The 17,097-nt window shown below is 44.5% G+C and carries 16 protein-coding genes and 1 pseudogene; 6 read left to right on the top strand and 11 right to left on the bottom strand.

Features of this window, described 5'->3' with window-relative positions; genetic code table 11:
* Positions 1-5 precede the first annotated feature (5 nt).
* The 5 genes from ASN18_RS10280 to ASN18_RS10260 form a co-directional block, all read right to left on the bottom strand.
* Complete coding sequence (locus ASN18_RS10280) at positions 6-1,493, bottom strand: HD domain-containing phosphohydrolase (protein WP_085052659.1); 1,488 nt, start codon at positions 1,491-1,493, stop codon at positions 6-8.
* 7 nt (positions 1,494-1,500) lie between these two features.
* The gene (locus tag ASN18_RS10275) at positions 1,501-3,024 is read right to left on the bottom strand and encodes an HD domain-containing phosphohydrolase (RefSeq protein ID WP_085052658.1); all 1,524 of its coding nucleotides are present in this window, start codon (positions 3,022-3,024) and stop codon (positions 1,501-1,503) included.
* 691 nt (positions 3,025-3,715) lie between these two features.
* A complete protein-coding gene (locus tag ASN18_RS10270) occupies positions 3,716-3,940 on the bottom strand; it encodes a hypothetical protein (RefSeq protein WP_085052657.1) in 225 nt (74 codons plus the stop codon).
* Entirely contained in the window at positions 3,937-4,470 is a 534-nt protein-coding gene (locus ASN18_RS10265) for a nucleotidyl transferase AbiEii/AbiGii toxin family protein (protein WP_085052656.1), read from the bottom strand. Before ASN18_RS10265 ends, ASN18_RS10270 begins: the two co-directional genes overlap by 4 nt.
* 77 nt (positions 4,471-4,547) lie before the next feature.
* Complete coding sequence (locus ASN18_RS10260; protein WP_085052655.1) at positions 4,548-7,304, bottom strand: metallophosphoesterase; 2,757 nt, start codon at positions 7,302-7,304, stop codon at positions 4,548-4,550.
* 165 nt (positions 7,305-7,469) lie between these two features.
* Here ASN18_RS10260 and ASN18_RS10255 point away from each other — a divergent pair, with 165 nt between their 5' ends.
* The 4 genes from ASN18_RS10255 to ASN18_RS10240 all read left to right on the top strand — a co-directional run bounded on the left by ASN18_RS10255 (position 7,470) and on the right by ASN18_RS10240 (position 11,353).
* The gene (locus ASN18_RS10255; protein ID WP_085052654.1) at positions 7,470-7,697 is read left to right on the top strand and encodes a type II toxin-antitoxin system CcdA family antitoxin; all 228 of its coding nucleotides are present in this window, start codon (positions 7,470-7,472) and stop codon (positions 7,695-7,697) included.
* A complete protein-coding gene (locus ASN18_RS10250; protein ID WP_236861662.1) occupies positions 7,678-8,067 on the top strand; it encodes a type II toxin-antitoxin system VapC family toxin in 390 nt (129 codons plus the stop codon). The genes ASN18_RS10255 and ASN18_RS10250 overlap by 20 nt, the downstream gene beginning before the upstream one ends.
* A gap of 170 nt (positions 8,068-8,237) precedes the next feature.
* Complete coding sequence (locus tag ASN18_RS10245; RefSeq protein WP_085052652.1) at positions 8,238-9,830, top strand: hypothetical protein; 1,593 nt, start codon at positions 8,238-8,240, stop codon at positions 9,828-9,830.
* Positions 9,827-11,353: an O-antigen ligase family protein gene (locus ASN18_RS10240; protein ID WP_085052651.1), complete on the top strand. Its 1,527-nt coding sequence runs from the start codon at positions 9,827-9,829 to the stop codon at positions 11,351-11,353. Before ASN18_RS10245 ends, ASN18_RS10240 begins: the two co-directional genes overlap by 4 nt.
* On the opposite strand, the gene ASN18_RS10235 is transcribed toward ASN18_RS10240, so the two are convergent.
* The 5 genes from ASN18_RS10235 to leuC are packed head-to-tail and all read right to left on the bottom strand — an operon-like array spanning position 11,346 to position 15,720.
* The gene (locus tag ASN18_RS10235) at positions 11,346-12,287 is read right to left on the bottom strand and encodes a S66 peptidase family protein (protein WP_085052650.1); all 942 of its coding nucleotides are present in this window, start codon (positions 12,285-12,287) and stop codon (positions 11,346-11,348) included. The two genes, ASN18_RS10240 and ASN18_RS10235, sit on opposite strands and share 8 nt — an antisense overlap.
* Positions 12,284-12,646, bottom strand: coding sequence for a DsrE family protein (locus tag ASN18_RS10230; RefSeq protein WP_085052649.1), 363 nt, complete (start codon positions 12,644-12,646; stop codon positions 12,284-12,286). The genes ASN18_RS10235 and ASN18_RS10230 overlap by 4 nt, the downstream gene beginning before the upstream one ends.
* An 18-nt stretch (positions 12,647-12,664) precedes the next feature.
* Positions 12,665-13,975: a ribosome biogenesis GTPase Der gene (der, locus tag ASN18_RS10225; protein WP_085052648.1), complete on the bottom strand. Its 1,311-nt coding sequence runs from the start codon at positions 13,973-13,975 to the stop codon at positions 12,665-12,667.
* A gap of 7 nt (positions 13,976-13,982) precedes the next feature.
* The gene (locus ASN18_RS10220) at positions 13,983-14,459 is read right to left on the bottom strand and encodes a RidA family protein (RefSeq protein WP_236861661.1); all 477 of its coding nucleotides are present in this window, start codon (positions 14,457-14,459) and stop codon (positions 13,983-13,985) included.
* Between the two features lies 1 nt (position 14,460).
* Positions 14,461-15,720 carry a 3-isopropylmalate dehydratase large subunit gene (gene leuC, locus ASN18_RS10215; RefSeq protein WP_085052647.1) on the bottom strand — a complete coding sequence of 420 codons (1,260 nt, stop codon included), beginning with the start codon at positions 15,718-15,720 and terminating at the stop codon, positions 14,461-14,463.
* Positions 15,721-15,962: 242 nt separating this feature from the next.
* On the opposite strand from leuC, the gene ASN18_RS10210 reads away from it, so the two are divergent.
* Together ASN18_RS10210 and ASN18_RS17975 are read left to right on the top strand one after the other, a co-directional pair.
* The gene (locus ASN18_RS10210) at positions 15,963-16,424 is read left to right on the top strand and encodes a hypothetical protein (RefSeq protein ID WP_085052646.1); all 462 of its coding nucleotides are present in this window, start codon (positions 15,963-15,965) and stop codon (positions 16,422-16,424) included.
* Positions 16,425-16,496: 72 nt separating this feature from the next.
* Positions 16,497-16,613: pseudogene (locus ASN18_RS17975) on the top strand (transposase); the annotation flags it as partial.
* Between the two features lie 186 nt (positions 16,614-16,799).
* On the opposite strand, the gene ASN18_RS10200 reads toward ASN18_RS17975, so the two are convergent.
* Complete coding sequence (locus tag ASN18_RS10200) at positions 16,800-17,093, bottom strand: hypothetical protein (protein ID WP_085052644.1); 294 nt, start codon at positions 17,091-17,093, stop codon at positions 16,800-16,802.
* Between the last annotated feature and the right edge of the window lie 4 nt (positions 17,094-17,097).

Below are 17,097 nucleotides of genomic sequence, written 5' to 3'. Positions count from 1 at the left end.
TGTCATCAACCCTCAATTTTAACTGACTCCAGATACAACCTTATGATTGTCCTGTAGTCTTCCTGTAAATCAATGAATTTAACGCCTATCAGGTGTTTGGTGTCGCAGATGGAGGAGTTTCTCATGATGAAATTTATGCCTGTAAGCTGCCTGCCAAAGAGGATAAACGACAGCCTGTAGGATGTGTCCTCTCTGAGTTTCTGCTGTAGGGGCACCTGAAGCAGGCATCCCGTAGCGCTGATATTTAAGACAGCGGCAGGGATTGGTTCGGGGATGCCCTCAATTGTCAGCTCTGCCGGAGATGATATCTCCGCCCTTGTTTCTTTTCTGTTAGCAGCGCCTTTTTTTGAGAAATCACCGTGACCCCAGAGCTGCTGATTGTTTATGCCTACGTCAATTTGTGTTTGAGGAAGTGTCTCTATAACTTTATGCTCCACAGCCGATGTATCTCTGGATTGAGGGAAGGTGTACGGGACGCCGTTTGCCCTGATAACCGACTGAACGGCTGGTATGTTTAAAGCCTTACCACGGTATGTAACAACACCAATCTCACCGTTTTGCAGCCTGACTACAGTTCCAGGGGGATAGATGCCTAATTGTTTTATAAATAAAGCGGCAAGAGACTCGTTTACCTTATGAGAGCCGGTCAGGAAAATCTTCTTCATAGCCTCATTTGCAGGCATTGGCAGCCTGTATGAACGGGATGAGACCATTGCTGTGTAGATGTCTGAAAGTGATACAAGCTGGGCAGGGACTGATATGGCGTCACCTGTAATGCCTTGCGGGTAGCCGCTTCCATCTATGGCCTCGTGGTGTTGAAGCACTGACGTGAGCCAAACCTCGTCCGCCACGCCAAGCCTCTGCAATGTCCTGAAATCGGCCAACGGGTGATCAAAGATTGCAAGCCTCTGTGCCCTTGACAAGGGCTCTTTCTGAGACTGAAGCCTTTCATGCAGGGCAAGTGCAGATATGTTCATCGTTAAAGCCGCCGCTAAAATCTGCTTCCTGTCGTCCTGAGTAGTGTTCATGCCCCTGCCAATAACCTCACAGACAATGGCAGTTTGTATCGGATGTCTTATCGTATATTGAGAGAATCTATCCATAAACGCCAGTCCAAGGGCAATGTCCTCATCTTCGAAACAAAACTCCTGAATCATCTCGCAAATCGTTATTGTATTTTTCTGGAAATCGGGGACTGTATCAGCACCACCGCGTAAAAGCTCCTTAACACGCCTTTGAATAAGCTTAAACAAGTCAAAGGGATTATCCTTTGGGGGGATTTTAACGGGTTTAAACATGCTGAGAATCTCGTTGTCTTCGTCAATAATACCGCCCATCAGCTCACGAACGAGTCTCAATTCATTTTCGTCACTGATAACATAGCCTGCCCTGAGCATCAGTTTACCGGTTTTGTCCCTGATTGGCCGTTTTATTGGAACGCCTACGGCAAGTTCGTCAAGCTCCTCGACCCTATAGAGAATCCTCTGCTCCATAGGGAGATTATATCATTTGTTCAAGGGGGTTAGGTAACGGCTGCTGCGCCTCAGCAGGTTGGTCAAGCGTCTTAAGATATGTGCGGATATTGTCCTTATCTGTCTCAGATATTTCTGTAAACATCGTCCCTATCAACAAAGTATCATATTTTGGCTGAATGTTTTTTACTTCGGCGGCTGCGTTTTCCACGATATATGTCAATATCTTAAAAGTCACATGCAAGGTCGTGCCAATAGTTAAGTACCCCGCAGCCTCAGGGGTCATCTTAAGCATACAGCCGCTCTCATTTACATTGATTATGACAGCATCCATCGTGGTTATAGTCTGCATATCAAGGAGCTTTGCCGGTACGCTGACAAACACCCTTTCATCCTTCCTTTTGAGGGTCTTTGACCTCTTGAAAACACCATAACCCCATAATTGATAGCGGTTGACCGTTATATTGACATTCTCAGAGGGTATTAAGGCCGTTATCGCATATTCTGCAACAGAGGTATCCCTGCGCGGAGGGACAAAGGCGACCTCCCCTGTTCTCCTTATTACTGCATGTACAATAGGATAGTTTACCTTGCTTCCACGCTGTGTTACGATAGCAATTTCATTGCTTTTCAGACGCACAAATGTCCCAGGCGGAAAAATTCCCATGTGTTTAATAAATAACATACCGAGGTCTGTGTCGATTTTGCTGTTTAAGAAAATCTCCTTCATAGCCAACGATGGCGCAAGGGCTGGACGATAGTCTCTGCCCGATACACGGGCGCAGTATATGTCACTTAGAGAGAGAAGGCGTGCCGCCGGAATAATATCTCCCTCTTTGAGATTCTTTGGATAGCCGCTTCCATCAACCATCTCGTGGTGCTGTGCTACGGTAGTACACCACAGTTCATCGGTAATACCAAAGTTTCTTATCATCTCTGCACCAACAATGGGATGCCTGTGCAGCTCTGTCTTCTGAGAATTGGTAAGCGGGTCACTCTGGTTATGCAGTACGTCCTGAAGTTCAATCATTCCAATGTTCATAGTAAGGGCAGCAAGGGTGAGCGACGTCCTCTCGCGCAGACTCCAGCCCAGCTTTTTAGCTATTATGTTACAGACAATGGCAGTGTGTATATGATGTTTTACCGAATAACTGCCCTGATTATCAAGCATTATAGTACCAAGTGCAAGGTCTTCATCATTTTTACAGATTTCTTCCACTAACGCAGCCAGCACCATGGCCTTTGATTTAAAATCCTTTTCTGTGGCGATATTTTTAAAAAGGGACATCTGCCTGAACTGCAGCAGCGCAAGCAGCTCAAAAGGAGAGTCCTGCTGGTCGAGCATTGCTTCAGCCTTTTCGTACTCATCAGCCCAACCAGGGATTTCATGGGGTTCATGCTCAAAGACAATTGCGTCAATACTCTTTGGTACATCATTAACGGCAATAACGTGACCCCTTTTCAGAAGCAGCTGCCCTTGGTCATCGTATATAGATGTCGAAAGAGGTCTGCCTATAACAATCTCCCCTTTTGTTACACGTCTTGGTTTCATAGCGTTATATTTCTTACAATCATCGTTGTCCCACTCCACCAGCGTTAATGTCCGGACTTTCTTAATACCTTGTGTAAATACCTCATGTATTATATCATTATATCAGACATTCCTTCAAGCATATTATACGCCACTGTCAAGCCAAAAAAGAAAGGTCATATTTCTAGCAAAGTAAAAATGTCCTCGTATGTTAGGGTAAAGGCGTATGTTATTCTATGATGTTGATATTTGGATAAGGATACAACAGCCCGCAATGTACTCGGGCATAAAGAGCCCGTCGAATAGCATGGAGCGTTGCATCTATCTAATGTCTTGCCTGTCTGTATCTGTAATCCGTAGTGTTTCAATAAAGCATCGTAACGCTTTATCAACTCTTCCAACTTTGACATGTTATTCACTGCCGAACTTAATCTATCCTCTGATGCTCCTTGGGTACTCCCCCTAACTCAAATACTGCTTCTTGTAATCCTTCACTCAAAACTGAAAAACTTAGACAGTTTACTTGCTCCTTGTATCAGGGTAGTTTATTTGTCATTAGGCGGTAATTTTAATTGGCGTTGATCATCGGAATCCAGGAAAGCATCGGTCGGATGCTAAAAATATAGGCAATTACTGCCTAATTTTTCAAATGCGTTTGCCCTGTATATCTTGGAAATTCTACAATCTGATTTGTGTATATTGACAGCCCCTGTTATAACAGCATCACAGTATCAATTATCTTACGAAACGGCTTTGGCTCGTGGTTTATGAATTCGTTATATTCCATAAGGAACTGAAGGATAGCGTCGATGTCGGGCTGACCGTTTTTCACAAATGGATTATGCCTTTGCGCGGCAACCCTCTGCATGTCAAACCGCAGCGCCTCAGATTTTGATGCCTCATAGAGGTCTAAATCACTTTTGTCGAATCGGTTCATTCTTCTTTAATAAAATCGCTGAAATCCATGTTGAATAGTTCAAAGTATTTTTTTACCGCTCCAACATCGAGTGAACCTCCACAGACGTGCATAAGCGCCTTGATGTCAGAGGCGTCGATAGCATGGCGGGCGGGGTCGTTTTTCATTGCCTGAAGTTTTAGTCCTATTAAGTCCTCCGGTCTCAGGACATTAATGTTTAACGCACCAGAAAAGGCGGTCTTTACGGTTGTCCTCTTTAACATGGCGACAGTTGCGTCTCTGAATGCGTGAAGAAAGTCAACCTCTCCGAACACACGCAAAGGCGATACATACTGAGACACGTTCTCGGTCTTATACCTGCACTCATAGTCATGCGCTTCCATAATTGCCGCTATGCGCTCCATGTCATCTCTGAGGACGAGAAAGTCCACATCTACGGTTGACCTATGTACTCCCCACAAATTAAAGGCCAGACCACCAATCAAGGCATAACTTATATCATATCGGGCAAAATCATTTGTCAGTGTCTCAATGACAACTTTAAAATCCATAAGAGTTTGCCGCAATGTACGTATTACAACTGACAGCCATTATTTCGTCCCGCCAAAATTACTCAGCAACCAAACCACTACATAGCCCGTTCAATACTATTTAAAATCTCCTCACCTGTCTTTTTATATTCAATGGCTTTTTCCTGGAATCCTTCTATCTCCTCAAGCACATGAGCAAGTTCTGTGTAAGCTTCTCCAGTTGAATGTTTATCATTTATTTGCGCATAGAGCTTTATAGCCTTAAACACTTCCTCTATCCCCATGTCTGTCTGGTTATCTTTTATAACACAAAGCCCAAGACCCTTAATGCAGTTTGCCTCTCCTAAAATATCCCCAACCTGTTTATATAGTGGCAGCGCTTTATTGTAAGATTCCATGGCCTCTTTGTTTCTTGATTCTCTGAAATTTATGTCGCCTATACTCCTAATGCAGCGAGCCTGATTGGTAATGTCTCCGGCTGTCTCAGCGATTTGTCTTGCTTTTTCCAAAAAAGTCATAACCTCTTTTGTGATTCCCGCAAATCTTGAAAAATCAACCAAATTAAAAAGTATTTCCCAAAAACTATCTTTCTCCGATCTTAAAATCAAGTAATCCAAAACCCTAAACATATCTGGAAACTCTTTAATCAGCTCGTTAATCGCTCTCGTGCCCTTTCCACGAGGCGTCTTATAATATTCAATCGATTTCCTGACACATAAATCTATCCAGCGTGCTACGATAACTTTGTATTTTTTACTTTTTGCGCTCATTTTCTTAAACATCCCGTATGCATAGGTTTGCATGAGGGCAAGCATGGTGTATGTGCCTTTATAAGGACACGAAATCAGAGATTTGGATATAAGCGATGCATAATTCTTTGGTTTGAGCGCGGGAAGGATTTCTTGAGCGTCAGCTTCTGTAAGTCCGGTGGGAAATAATGAGCAGATGTGAAATAAAAGCCTTTCGTTATTGTCCTTTATTTTAGAATAAGAAAGTAAAAAACTCTTAGCAACACATTTGTCTTTCGTGGTATCTTCTATCTTTATACCACATTTCGTTAAAACGTCAATATTTTGTTTCTGTAATTCCTTTGTTAAATAATCAACTCCTAAAACAAGGTTAGACGCGGCAAGCACTATCGCTAACGGCACATCGCCTAATTCAACAAGGAGGGCGTTTAAATCTCCTGTCTTTAAATAAACAGTAAATGTTAGGTCGTCTGCCAACTTACTAATAAGTCTCTCTGAATATTCTCGTGTTAAAGTTTCTACACTCACGACCTTTTCTATGCCAGCAAGGTTTATACTCTCTCTGGACGTGATAAGCAGTTTAACGCCGCTGGCCTGTTCTAATAACTTTTCAATAAATGATTCCACATTAGCCCTATCTGCAAGAGTGTCTTCAAAATTATCTAAAATCAAAAGACATTCTTTATTCTCTAACCACGCAAACAAAATATTCTCGTTAGTATCAGGGTTATTAGTAACCACAGAGCTAATCGTGGCAGTGAGACTGTCTTTTGCCTCAATCCCTTGACACGAACAACAATAAACACCGTCTTTAAAATCTGGATTCACCTTATCTTTAAAAACAGAAGCAATAACAGAAGCAATAGTTGTTTTCCCAATTCCCGGAGGGCCTAAAAGGGTAATTAACCGCCTATTAGTATCTTTCAGTAAAGTTATTACGCCAGCGATAACAGTTTCGCGCCCAATGACTTCAGTCACAGCAGAATACTTAGAACACGTATTAGTTGATTTGGGAGGAGGTGTGTCTGAAATACATTTCTTTACATCAAAAATATCTGATTCAAAGTAGCCGCCATCTTCTTTTAAATGGAACGTGATGTCCCTTTCAATTACATAGCTTTCATCATCCTTTTTATTTCTTATTCGTGGCCACCACCTAATCCTGCCCTGTCCATCTTTAATTATGACTTTGCCAGCGCTGTAGCCGTGGATTCTTTTAGTTTCACCATTTATTTTTTCCAATCCAAATAAAGAAATACCCTGAAATTCCCGTCTATACTTGCCGCCTCCAACAGAAATAATCGTACTTTTCGTTTCATGTACGTGACCGTACAAATGGGCGTGAAATCTACCGGACGGGGCTATGTCAGATTTGAAAAATTTATGGACTTCTGTGCTTCCATCAGCTAACCACTCTGGCGGGTGATGGGTTACTAACATATTTATTGTATTTTCATTACACCAGCGTTGTGTGCTTTGATCAGCACAAACACCGTTAAACTGATTAACATCTACCGCTATATTGTATTTATTGGCATCGTCAGACAGATGCAAAAAAGCAGAATTGAGACCTATGAGTCCAAAGCGGCACTCACCCTTTTTAATAACCGCAGAGAAATCACCTGGGATAACCCCATAGTTAATATCATCAGGAAATGGTAAATCGCAGCTTGTCAGAAAGTTTTTATAATTTTCAAATCTCTCATTTATATATAATCTTGTTCTGCTTTTTGGTTCATTAAAAAATCTTTTTCTTATTTTTTCATTTGAGAACCAGCTTGCTAATGTATCAGCCTCATCACAATCATGTCTCACTAAATCGTGATTGCCGGGTACACACAGAAATTTTACATTTTCAGAACCAAGTTCTTTCAGCCGCTTAAATAAATCTTGTAAGTGTATGATAAGCGCATCAAATTCTTCTTTTGTTCCACGATTAGTTAAATCACCAGAAAAGATAACAACATCGAATGGGCCAGCCATTTCATGAACTTTCTCTAAATCTGTATAGAACTCATCTTCAACCTGTGACCATAAAAACATTGAGCTGGCGTCGCCCCAGTGCAAATCAGACAAGTGCAGCCAGTTTAACTCCGTCGATGCCATTATCCCCCTCACCTCTGTGTTGAAATATGCTGATATGAATATTAGTATAAACAAATGTAAAAGTCAATACGCACGCTTTACATAAACATGGAAAATACAATATTTTAAACACTTGATAATATTACTTGTTTGTGTTATTGTAAATACAGGAAGAGGGGGATATTTATGATAAGAAGGTCTGTGACCTTGCCGGAAGATATTATAAATGAGATTCAGCAATATACAGATAACTTCAGTGGATTTGTCGCTGCCGCCTTACGAGAATACCTAAAAGCACAGAGGATAGCAAAGGCTAAACAGAGCTTTGGCTCATGGGCTAATAGAGAACAGGATAGCATAGAAATGGTCAATGAATTGCGGAAAGATAGGGACTATGGAGCTGACTCTAATTGATACCGATGTTGCAATTGACTATCTTAGAGGACAGCCCTATGCAAAAGAAGCCATAGAAGGGTTATGGGTTGCCAACACTGCCTGTTTAAGCGTGTTATCGGTTTATGAACTTCATGTCGGCATGAAGGACAACGAAAGATTCTCTACAGAGAGTTTTATCGAGGCTTGCCACATTGAACCCGTTGGACATGATGTCGCTATCAAGGCTGGAGAAATATATAAAAAATACAGGACAAAAGGAATAACGCTTACACCAATTGACTGCCTGATCTATGCTACCGCTATTTTAAAAAAATACAAAATAGCGACAAGGAATTTAAAGCATTATCCAGATGGAGACACTTTGTTTAGCGCATGTCTTAGACTATGATGTGATGAACTGGAAAACATAGCTCTACAGCATTTTGTTATAAGAAATAGATTGCTATATCCACTATGACAACAATACACGTATAGTGTATTTGCCCTGTTTACAGAAGCGGCGCATTCTGGTAGAATATTTACGTGTATAATGTCGGCAATGCCGCATGAAGGAGCCGCGTGAAGACTTTCTCGTTAGTGCTATTACTGTTTGCCGTGTTTTTGTACGTCCCCGCGTTGCGGGCAGACCCTCCTCCTCCAAACTTCGCCGAAATCCATGCTAAAATTGCCGAGTTCAAAGAACTTCTCACACGGCAGACAAATAAAGATATAATAACTAAGGCACTCGAAATCGACGAAAAATCTAAAGAGGCATTCACCAGGGGAAACCACGCCCTTTCGTTCAAACTCCTAACCGAGGGGATTGCTTTATTAAAGGCTGGCGTCTCACCCCCATCTCTGACTCCGGCTCTGGCTCCGGCCCCGGATGAAACCCCATTAGGCGGCACCGGCAGCCCCAGCCGTTATGATTCCCCTTTCGGTATATTCGGCCCCTATGAGTACTGGGCTGCCCCGCTGTCAGACAAGCTGGCCTCACGCGATGTGATTTCAAAAGAAGAAATTAACAAGCTGCTTGCCGACCTCGGCGTCGCCTGGGTACAGGAGATGGCATTTGAACTGAAAAATCTCCCCGGCAATGTGAATATTTATACAAGGGTTGGCTCCTCTCCACATATACCACCGCCTGATATAAACTATGACCATTATCTGCCGGTTCTTAAAAAACAAATCAGCTTATTAAAAAACCGTGTAAAATACTATGAAATTGACACAGAACCACTTGGTGAACATTCAAGCTGGGCTGACCACGCCAATAAGTATGCCCAATTTCTAAGGAAATCCTATTCAGTTATTAAGGCCGAATGCCCTGATTGCTCTGTCGTGCTTGGCGGACTGCCGGGGGCAGATACTAACGCATCAACAGGAGATTTAAACAGCAGATTCTTACGCGATATTCTAAACCATAACGCCGGTAAGTACTTCGACGTCCTTGAAATTAAACAGCACATACACTCACTGGAAGACTACAGGGTGATAAAAACTCGTCTGGACGTGTATCGAAAGATACTCCAAAGCTATGGCGTCAATGTCGATAAGATGCCGGTCTTTTTGGAGACCGCTATGTACAACGGCAGCCCAAGCCGCCCCTCTGAGCAGCTTACTCTTCCCACACAGACAGAAACAGACCAGGCCATAGGGTTAGTCAAGACCTATGTCTATGCCATTTCTATCGGTTTCAACAAGATATTCTGGAACGGTGTCATGGAGCTTTACAAGTTTGCCGGTAACCCCAACGACCCCTTTAACTACTACGGCCTTGTAAATAACTGGAAAAACTCCGGCAAATCACACAAGAAACTTGCCTACTATACCTATAAAAAGATGATTGAAATCCTCGACGGCTCAGACTGGGAAAAGACTGAGGTAGTAATGGACTCAGACAGCGTGTTCGTCTGCAAATTCTCAAAAGGAGGCAGGCGTATTTGGGTAGTATGGAGCGATGACAAAAATGCAGCTAAAACTATAACCCTGAAACTTGACCCCACGTCAAAGGTGAAAATAACAACATCCATCCCTGCTAAAGCCCTAACAGGGACTCAGGTACGAAACTACACCAGCGCATTTGTAACCACAGCCGCAGCCACAGACGCAAGCGGAGATTTAACCATCAAGGCACACACGGCACCGGTGTACATAGAAGAAGACAGATGATCTCTTCAGAAAAAGCGTGTCCCCTCTGGATGCCAAAACACATTGCCGCTAAACACTATGTCATATACTCAGTGGTGTTTCTGTATCTTGTGTGCAGCGCTGCCCTATGTGCCCTGTATCCCTTTTATGTAGTATTCGCAGTTAACCTGCTCATTGTCTTGTCTGTCCTTTTTCTTATCAAACCAACATGGGGGGTCTACTGTCTGATATTCCTTGTCCCCATTTCACGTGAGACCATATACTTTGCGTTTACCGGCACGTGGAATATTCATTTCATATTCAGGCAGTCGGAATTCTATTTAAATGCACTGCCGGTTTATACGCCGGTACTGCTGTTGACATGCGCAGGGTTCGTCCTCCACAGGTGGGCTTCGTTAAGCGACGTGCGTCTAAGACCTGATATAAAGACCCTGTTTGCCGCAATTACAGTTTATGCCGCCATTACACTGTATTGGACGCAGAACATGCTTCATGGCATATCTCAGTACTACTATCTTGTGTCAAACATTATGCTCTTTACCGTCATTGTTTACACAGCGGTTACAGAGGATGCCCATAAGAAAATGCTCTGGTGTCTGTTGGTCTCATGTCTGATTGAGGCAGTGTTGTCGTACTGGTTCAGGTCTTTGGACACATATATTGATTACGGGTTTGCAGGGGATATTGTCTATGGGATGCGTATTTATGGAGGTCTTCTGGCCTCTGACGGCTCACCAGAACAGGCGCACGGCCTTCAGGACGCCCATGAGACGTCTATGCTGATGAATATATTTATTGGCGTTGCAGCCGCCCTTTTTCTAACTGTGAGGTCAAAAGGACCAAGGATATTCTTAGGCCTGTGTGTTATCACTGGCCTCTCCGTTGTGATTGGGACAGAAAGCAGGGCGGGAGCAGCGGCGTTTATTTTTATGGCAATGTGTTTTTTATTTATCAATAAGAAGACATCAAAGCATTTTATGCGGTATACCATCGTGCTGCTTGCGGCAGCCTTAGTGTTTTATATAGTTGAACAGAAGATATTTTCAGTTATGGCAGGCAAGGACACCACTATAATGAGGCTTCTCAGGATTGGGGGACAAATTGTTGACTCCGGCGATGTCATAGACCCGGGGTTGTCAAAAAGCGAGACGGCAGGCCCGGGCAGGCGCACTATCTGGGGCTATGGGTTCTCTGGCCTAGGCGCCAAATGGCCTGTTGGCATCGGCATCGGCAGCTATAAGTATCTCTACAGGACGCCTCATGCCCATAGTGTGCCGTTTTCTTTCTTATTCGACTTAGGACTTATTGGCTTTGTACTGTTTTTCCTGATTTTATACGCAATCACCAAACACTACATAAGGCTGATTAAGCTGCAAGACACCTATATGCAGCTCATGTCGATGTGTCTTATGTCCACACTTGCCGCCGTCATATTTCATGGATGCTTTGACTATGACTATACATATCCTCTGTTTTGGCTTTTTGGAGGTCTGTTGTACTCAACGCTGTTGTTAGCGGCTAAGTCAGAAGAGGCGCTTACTTAAGGCATTGGTCAAGTATGGCGAATTTCTTCTCGTCTGCATCAACTGACACGCTGATCCCGATTGGCAGGGCAGTGTTTGGCGTGTTATGTCCAAAATCGTTGGTCTTTAGAATCGGGAATCCATACATGTCCGTAAATTCACACAGGATATCCTCCATTTGCGGCTCATCGGGGAACTCCACCTGCATACTATAGACAAATCCAACCACAGCGCCCTTGATCTTATTGAATACGCCAAATGATTTTAGTTCACTAAAATAGGCCGCGCACTGGTCTTCGGTTATGCGAAGCGCCTCAAGCATTAATATTGCATCCTGAAAGTCTGGGCATAAGTCCGTCTTCATGAGTTTTAATAAGCAGCGTAGGTTTCCACCTACAAGCCTGCCTTCGGCCTTCCCTCCCCTTACGGTCTTACGCTGCCGTGCCTTGCGAATCTCTCCGGTTTTACGGCTGACAAACCGGTCAAGAAACTCCTTTTTCCCATAATCAGGAGGAGATGGCACCTCAAGCATTGGGTATTTGCCAAAACAATATCTCGCATCGCTTCCGTGGAACACCACCAACGAGGTCTTCTTATTAATGGCGTTAAGTGTGACGGTTACATCGCTTAATCCCACAAATATCTTCGGGTTTTCAGCAATGTTGTCCCATTTAAGATAAGGAAGCAGGTGTTGTGCGCTATCGCCGCCCTGTGTTGAAACAATAGCGGAGATTTTTTTATTGACAAAAAACTCATTTATATCCATCGCCCTGGCCCATGGGTCGGGGGAGCAGATGTTTTTTCCCGCCTCGACGTTAAACCCCATATTTTTCAAAAACTTTATCCCTTTTTCTAACTCCTCCATGTGGAGTTTCCCTGTGACGGGGTCAGAGGGGGAGACAAGCCCTATTGTATCTCCGGGCCTCAGCCTCTCCGGAAGCAGGGGCTTTGTCATGGTTTTACATACGCAAAGCCTTCGCTTTGGCTCCTTACTATCTCCGTTATACCGGCTGGGACTATCTTAATAAATGGAGGAAGCGCCGCCTCTGTCAGGCATGTATCAGTACCAGCACACATTTTCCTCAGCGAATTGCGGCACGCCATAAACAACGCGCCATCGTCTGCAAGGGCCTTCATAACCTCAAGTCTCGATGAGTCGCTGTAGGCAGCCACAGACGGGCCGTTAGCGACTACCTTTATCTCTGCCCCGCCGCGCCCTACATCTTTTATCAGATTCGTTATGTTGCCTAGTGCCGTATCCCATTTTTCCATTTCGTTGACGTGAAACAGAACCTTCAACCCTTGCTTGTCCATAGCATTAAACTCCCTGTCTCATCTGTTTCTCTTTTTTATATACACCCGTATGGGCGTACCATTAAAGGGATATCCCTGTCTGATTAGTTTTTCAATATATCTCATGTGATTGTCTTTGATGGCCTCGGGATAGTTTAAAAACACCGCAAACTGGGGCGGCTCTACCGCCACCTGAGATATATAAAATACCTTCGTCTGCTTGCCCTTATATGCTGGCAGTTGCTTGTTCAATGTCTCGACATACCTGTTTAGCACGCCTGTGGTTATGCGTTTTTTTCTCTCTCTCACTATCTCGCCAACCAGCGGGAAAATCTTTGTAATCCTCTTTTTCATCAGCCCCGAGATGGTGAGCATTGGGGCATAGTACGCAAATGCAAAATGATGCTCTACGGAGTCCATGAACTGGCGGTAGCTCTCATCTGGTGAGTCTACGGCGTCCCACTTGTTTATACACAGGATGAGGCCCTTGCCGGAGCGGTCTATCAGGCTTACGATTTTCTTGTCCTGTTCGACGATTCCCTCTGTTGCATCTATCAAAAACACCACTACGTCTGCCCTTTCGATGCTTCGTATGGCGCGCACCACAGAAAACCTCTCAAGGTCTTCGACAACGTTTGGTTTTTTTCTTATACCGGCAGTGTCTATAAGGACATATTTTTTGCCGTAATACGTACATATGCTGTCAACAGAGTCCCTTGTCGTGCCGCTTACCGGACTTACAAGCATCTTCTCTTTTCCAAGCAGCGTATTAACCAGCGTAGATTTTCCCACATTGGGGCGCCCTACGATTGCTATTTTGGGGAGCTCTGAGGTTGTACTATCGCTGTGGCTGCCGGGCTTAAACCGGCTTATAACCTCGTCCATCAGTTCGTCAAATCCAAGCCCGCCCTCTGCCGAGACACCAAGCACCGTGCCTCCTATGTGATAGAAGTCTGCCATGCGCTGTTCAGCCTTCAGGTTGTCTATCTTGTTAACTACCCAGAGGACTGCCTTGTTGCATTTTCTGACAAGTGAGGCAAGCTCAAGGTCGGCTGGGGTGAGGCCGTCTTTCGAGTCAAACAGTTGAATCACCACATCGGCCTCGTCTATACCCATAAGGGCGTGCCTTGTCACCCCGGCAAGGATTTCGTCGTCAGTGCCGGTGAAAAATCCCCCCGTATCGATAACGACAAAGCTGCGGCCTTCCCACACGGCCTCGCCGTAAATCCTGTCTCGTGTAACGCCGGGTTCGTCTTTGACTATGGCCTTTCTGCCGCCGGTAATCCGGTTAAAAAGGGTTGATTTCCCCACATTTTGTCTGCCTACGATTACTACTACCGGTCTGGACATAATGCCTTTAACATTTATCTATCTCAAATATAAAGTCTATCTCGATGGGGCTGTTAAGAGGCAGCACACTGACCCCAACGGCACTGCGGCAGTGCCGCCCACGCTCTCCCATAAGTTCAAAGAGCAGTTCCGAGGCACCGTTAATGACCTGCGGCTGTTCGTAAAAGGTATCAGCACTGGCCACATAGCCCGTGAGCTTTACACACCGTACTATGCGGTTAAAATCGCCGAGGGTCTGTTTAACCACTGCAAGGGCATTGAGGACAACCTGTGCTGCATCCTCTCGCAGCTCTTCAAGCGTAACATCAAACCCCGCCTTGCCTGTCCTGATGAGCCTGGCGTCTCTGAGGGGCAGCATCCCACTGAGGAACAACAAGTTCCCGCTGATAACCGCCGGTACATATGCTCCAAGCGGTGTGGGGGCAGGAGGCAGCGCCAGCCCCTTTGCCTTTAATCGTTCTTCTAAATGATATATAGGGTTCAAATCAGAGGCCTAGTTCCTCAGGCGTTGCAATCCTGCCAAGCACTGCGGTTGCCGCAGCCACTGCCGGATTTGCAAGATATACCTCTGAGCCTGTGTGTCCCATCCTACCTATAAAATTCCTGTTTGTCGTGGCCAATGCCCTTTCGCCCTCGGCCAAAATACCCATATAGCCGCCCAGACACGGGCCGCACGTAGGGGTCGAGACTACGGCCTCGGCATTTATGAATGTCTCCAGCAGGCCCTCGTTCATAGCATCTTTATATATCTGCTGAGTTGCCGGTATTACTATCATCCTGAGATTCGAGTTTACCTTGCGGCCTTTTATTACGGCGGCGGCCTCTCTGAGGTCCTCAAGGCGGCCATTGGTGCATGAGCCTATTACAACCTGATCAATCGAGATATTTGATAATTCTTTTGCTGCCCGCGTGTTTGACGGCAGATGCGGACAGGCAACCGTCGGCTCTATCTTTGAGCAGTCGTACTCACGCACTTCTACATAATGCGAATCTTTGTCTGAGGCATAAAACACATATGGCCTTTTGGCCCTGCCGCGTATATATTCCATTGTGATATCATCGGGGACAACTATACTGCTCTTTCCGCCGGCCTCAATTGCCATATTACACATTGTGAGGCGTCCATACATCGGCAGCGCTGTGATTACCTCACCGTCAAACTCCATAGCCCGGTAGAGCGCGCCATCAACGCCTATATCTCCTATCGTGTGCAGGATGAGGTCTTTGCCTCCTACCCATTTATTTAATTTGCCGTAATATATAAATTTCATAGACTCGGGGACTTTAAACCAGCAGCGCCCTGTAGCCATAGCCGACGCCGCGTCCGTTGAGCCTACGCCGGTTGAAAATGCCCCAAGCGCGCCATATGTGCATGTGTGGCTGTCTGCGCCGATTATGCAGTCACCGGGCACGACAAGCCCTTGTTCAGGCAGCAGGGCATGTTCAACGCCCATCCTGCCTACCTCAAAGTACAGGGATAAATCATGTTCCTTAGAGAACTGCTTCAGCGCCTTACACTGCTCAGCAGCCTTGATGTCCTTTTGGGGGACAAAATGGTCTGGGATGAGCGCAATCTTATCTTTATCAAATACACCTTTGGCGCCAATTTTATTAAATTCCTTAATAGCAATCGGAGCGGTGATGTCGTTAGCAAGGACAAGGTCTACCCCGGCATCTATCAATTCACCCGGTTCGACGAATTTCTTACCGGCTGCCGTTGCGAGTATCTTCTCCGTAATAGTCATGGGTTACCTCCGTGTATGGAACATCGGTATATTATATCAGAAGGAACAGGAAAATGTCACAACGACTAAAATCAGCACAGCAATTTTCAATGAACGATCTGAGAGCAAGAGTTTGGTGTAATACTTGTAATTTGTCCATTCTATCTGAAGCAACCGTTAAGTTGAAGTGCTTCATAATTTCTTCACATTGTCATGATATAGTTATATCAAGACACAAAATAAAACACAACAAAGGAGGATGTATGAAAAAAACTGGATTGACGTTGATATGCGCGGTTATATTGGTTATGGGGCATACCACAGGCTATGCCATGGGAGAGGATCGTCACATGCACGACCCAAAACCCAAGACTAGTGGAAAGCTTCAAGCGCAAAATACGAGTCAGGGCGATGAAAAAAGCCACGACCACAGCGGAGCTAAGACCACGATGATGCAGCATATTATGGAGATGATGGAGGTTATGGAGAAAATTTCAGGTGACTTGCACAAGGAATCTACACAAAAGGATATGACAAGCGAAGACCTGCACAAGATGTCCGAATTGATTGGTGATATGTGCCACTGCATGATGGAAATGTCACATACGATGAAAACGGGGCAAGTCAATAAACAAAGTGTACAGAATATAAATGAAAAGGTGACTCAAGTAAAACAAAAGAGAGATAAACTATTCGGTACGAAGTGGTATATACCGCGAAATTAAGAAGGCATAAATTGATCTTCCTCCGATTCAGTGGACAAGAAAATAAGATAGAATACTGAACGGAGGTAAGGGATGAAAAGACGAAGGTATGATGAAGAGTTTAAATCTGAGGCAGTACGATTGATAACAGAGGGAGGCATGAAAGTTTCTGAGGTTTCCCGGAATCTTGGAATTCATGAAAATCTGCTCTAGGAATTCATGAAAATCTGCTCTACAAGTGGAAAAGGTTGAACTGCGGAAACTGAAGAAACAGTTACTGGATGTGACGGAGGAGCGAGATATATTAATGGCCGCCTTCTCAAAAGCACCCATATAAATTTATATGTTAAGGGCTAAAACCTGGTCTGACACAGTTTAGTTAACAGACCCGCCTCATCACATCTTCTGAACCTTAAACACCGTTATAAGATTCAGCACCTCAAGCAGATTATAGAGCTTCTGTTCCCTGACAAGCAGCCGCAAATCAACCTTATTTTCAAAGACCAGTTTCAATAAATATCCAATGACAGAGGATGTAATTGAAATAGAATCAGGGATTTTTATCGTAATGGTGATGTCATCACCTGCAAGCATCAAGTTTATAACTTGTTTGATTTTTGTATAGTCTTCTATGGTCTTTACGTGACCTGTTATGACAGCCTCTGTATCTGTAGTTTTTTCAATTTCCATGTTT

It is taken from the genome of Candidatus Magnetominusculus xianensis (assembly GCA_001541255.1).
GTDB classification, from domain to species: Bacteria; Nitrospirota; Thermodesulfovibrionia; order Thermodesulfovibrionales; family Magnetobacteriaceae; genus Magnetominusculus; species Magnetominusculus xianensis.
This window is presented reverse-complemented; position numbering and strand designations above follow the sequence as displayed.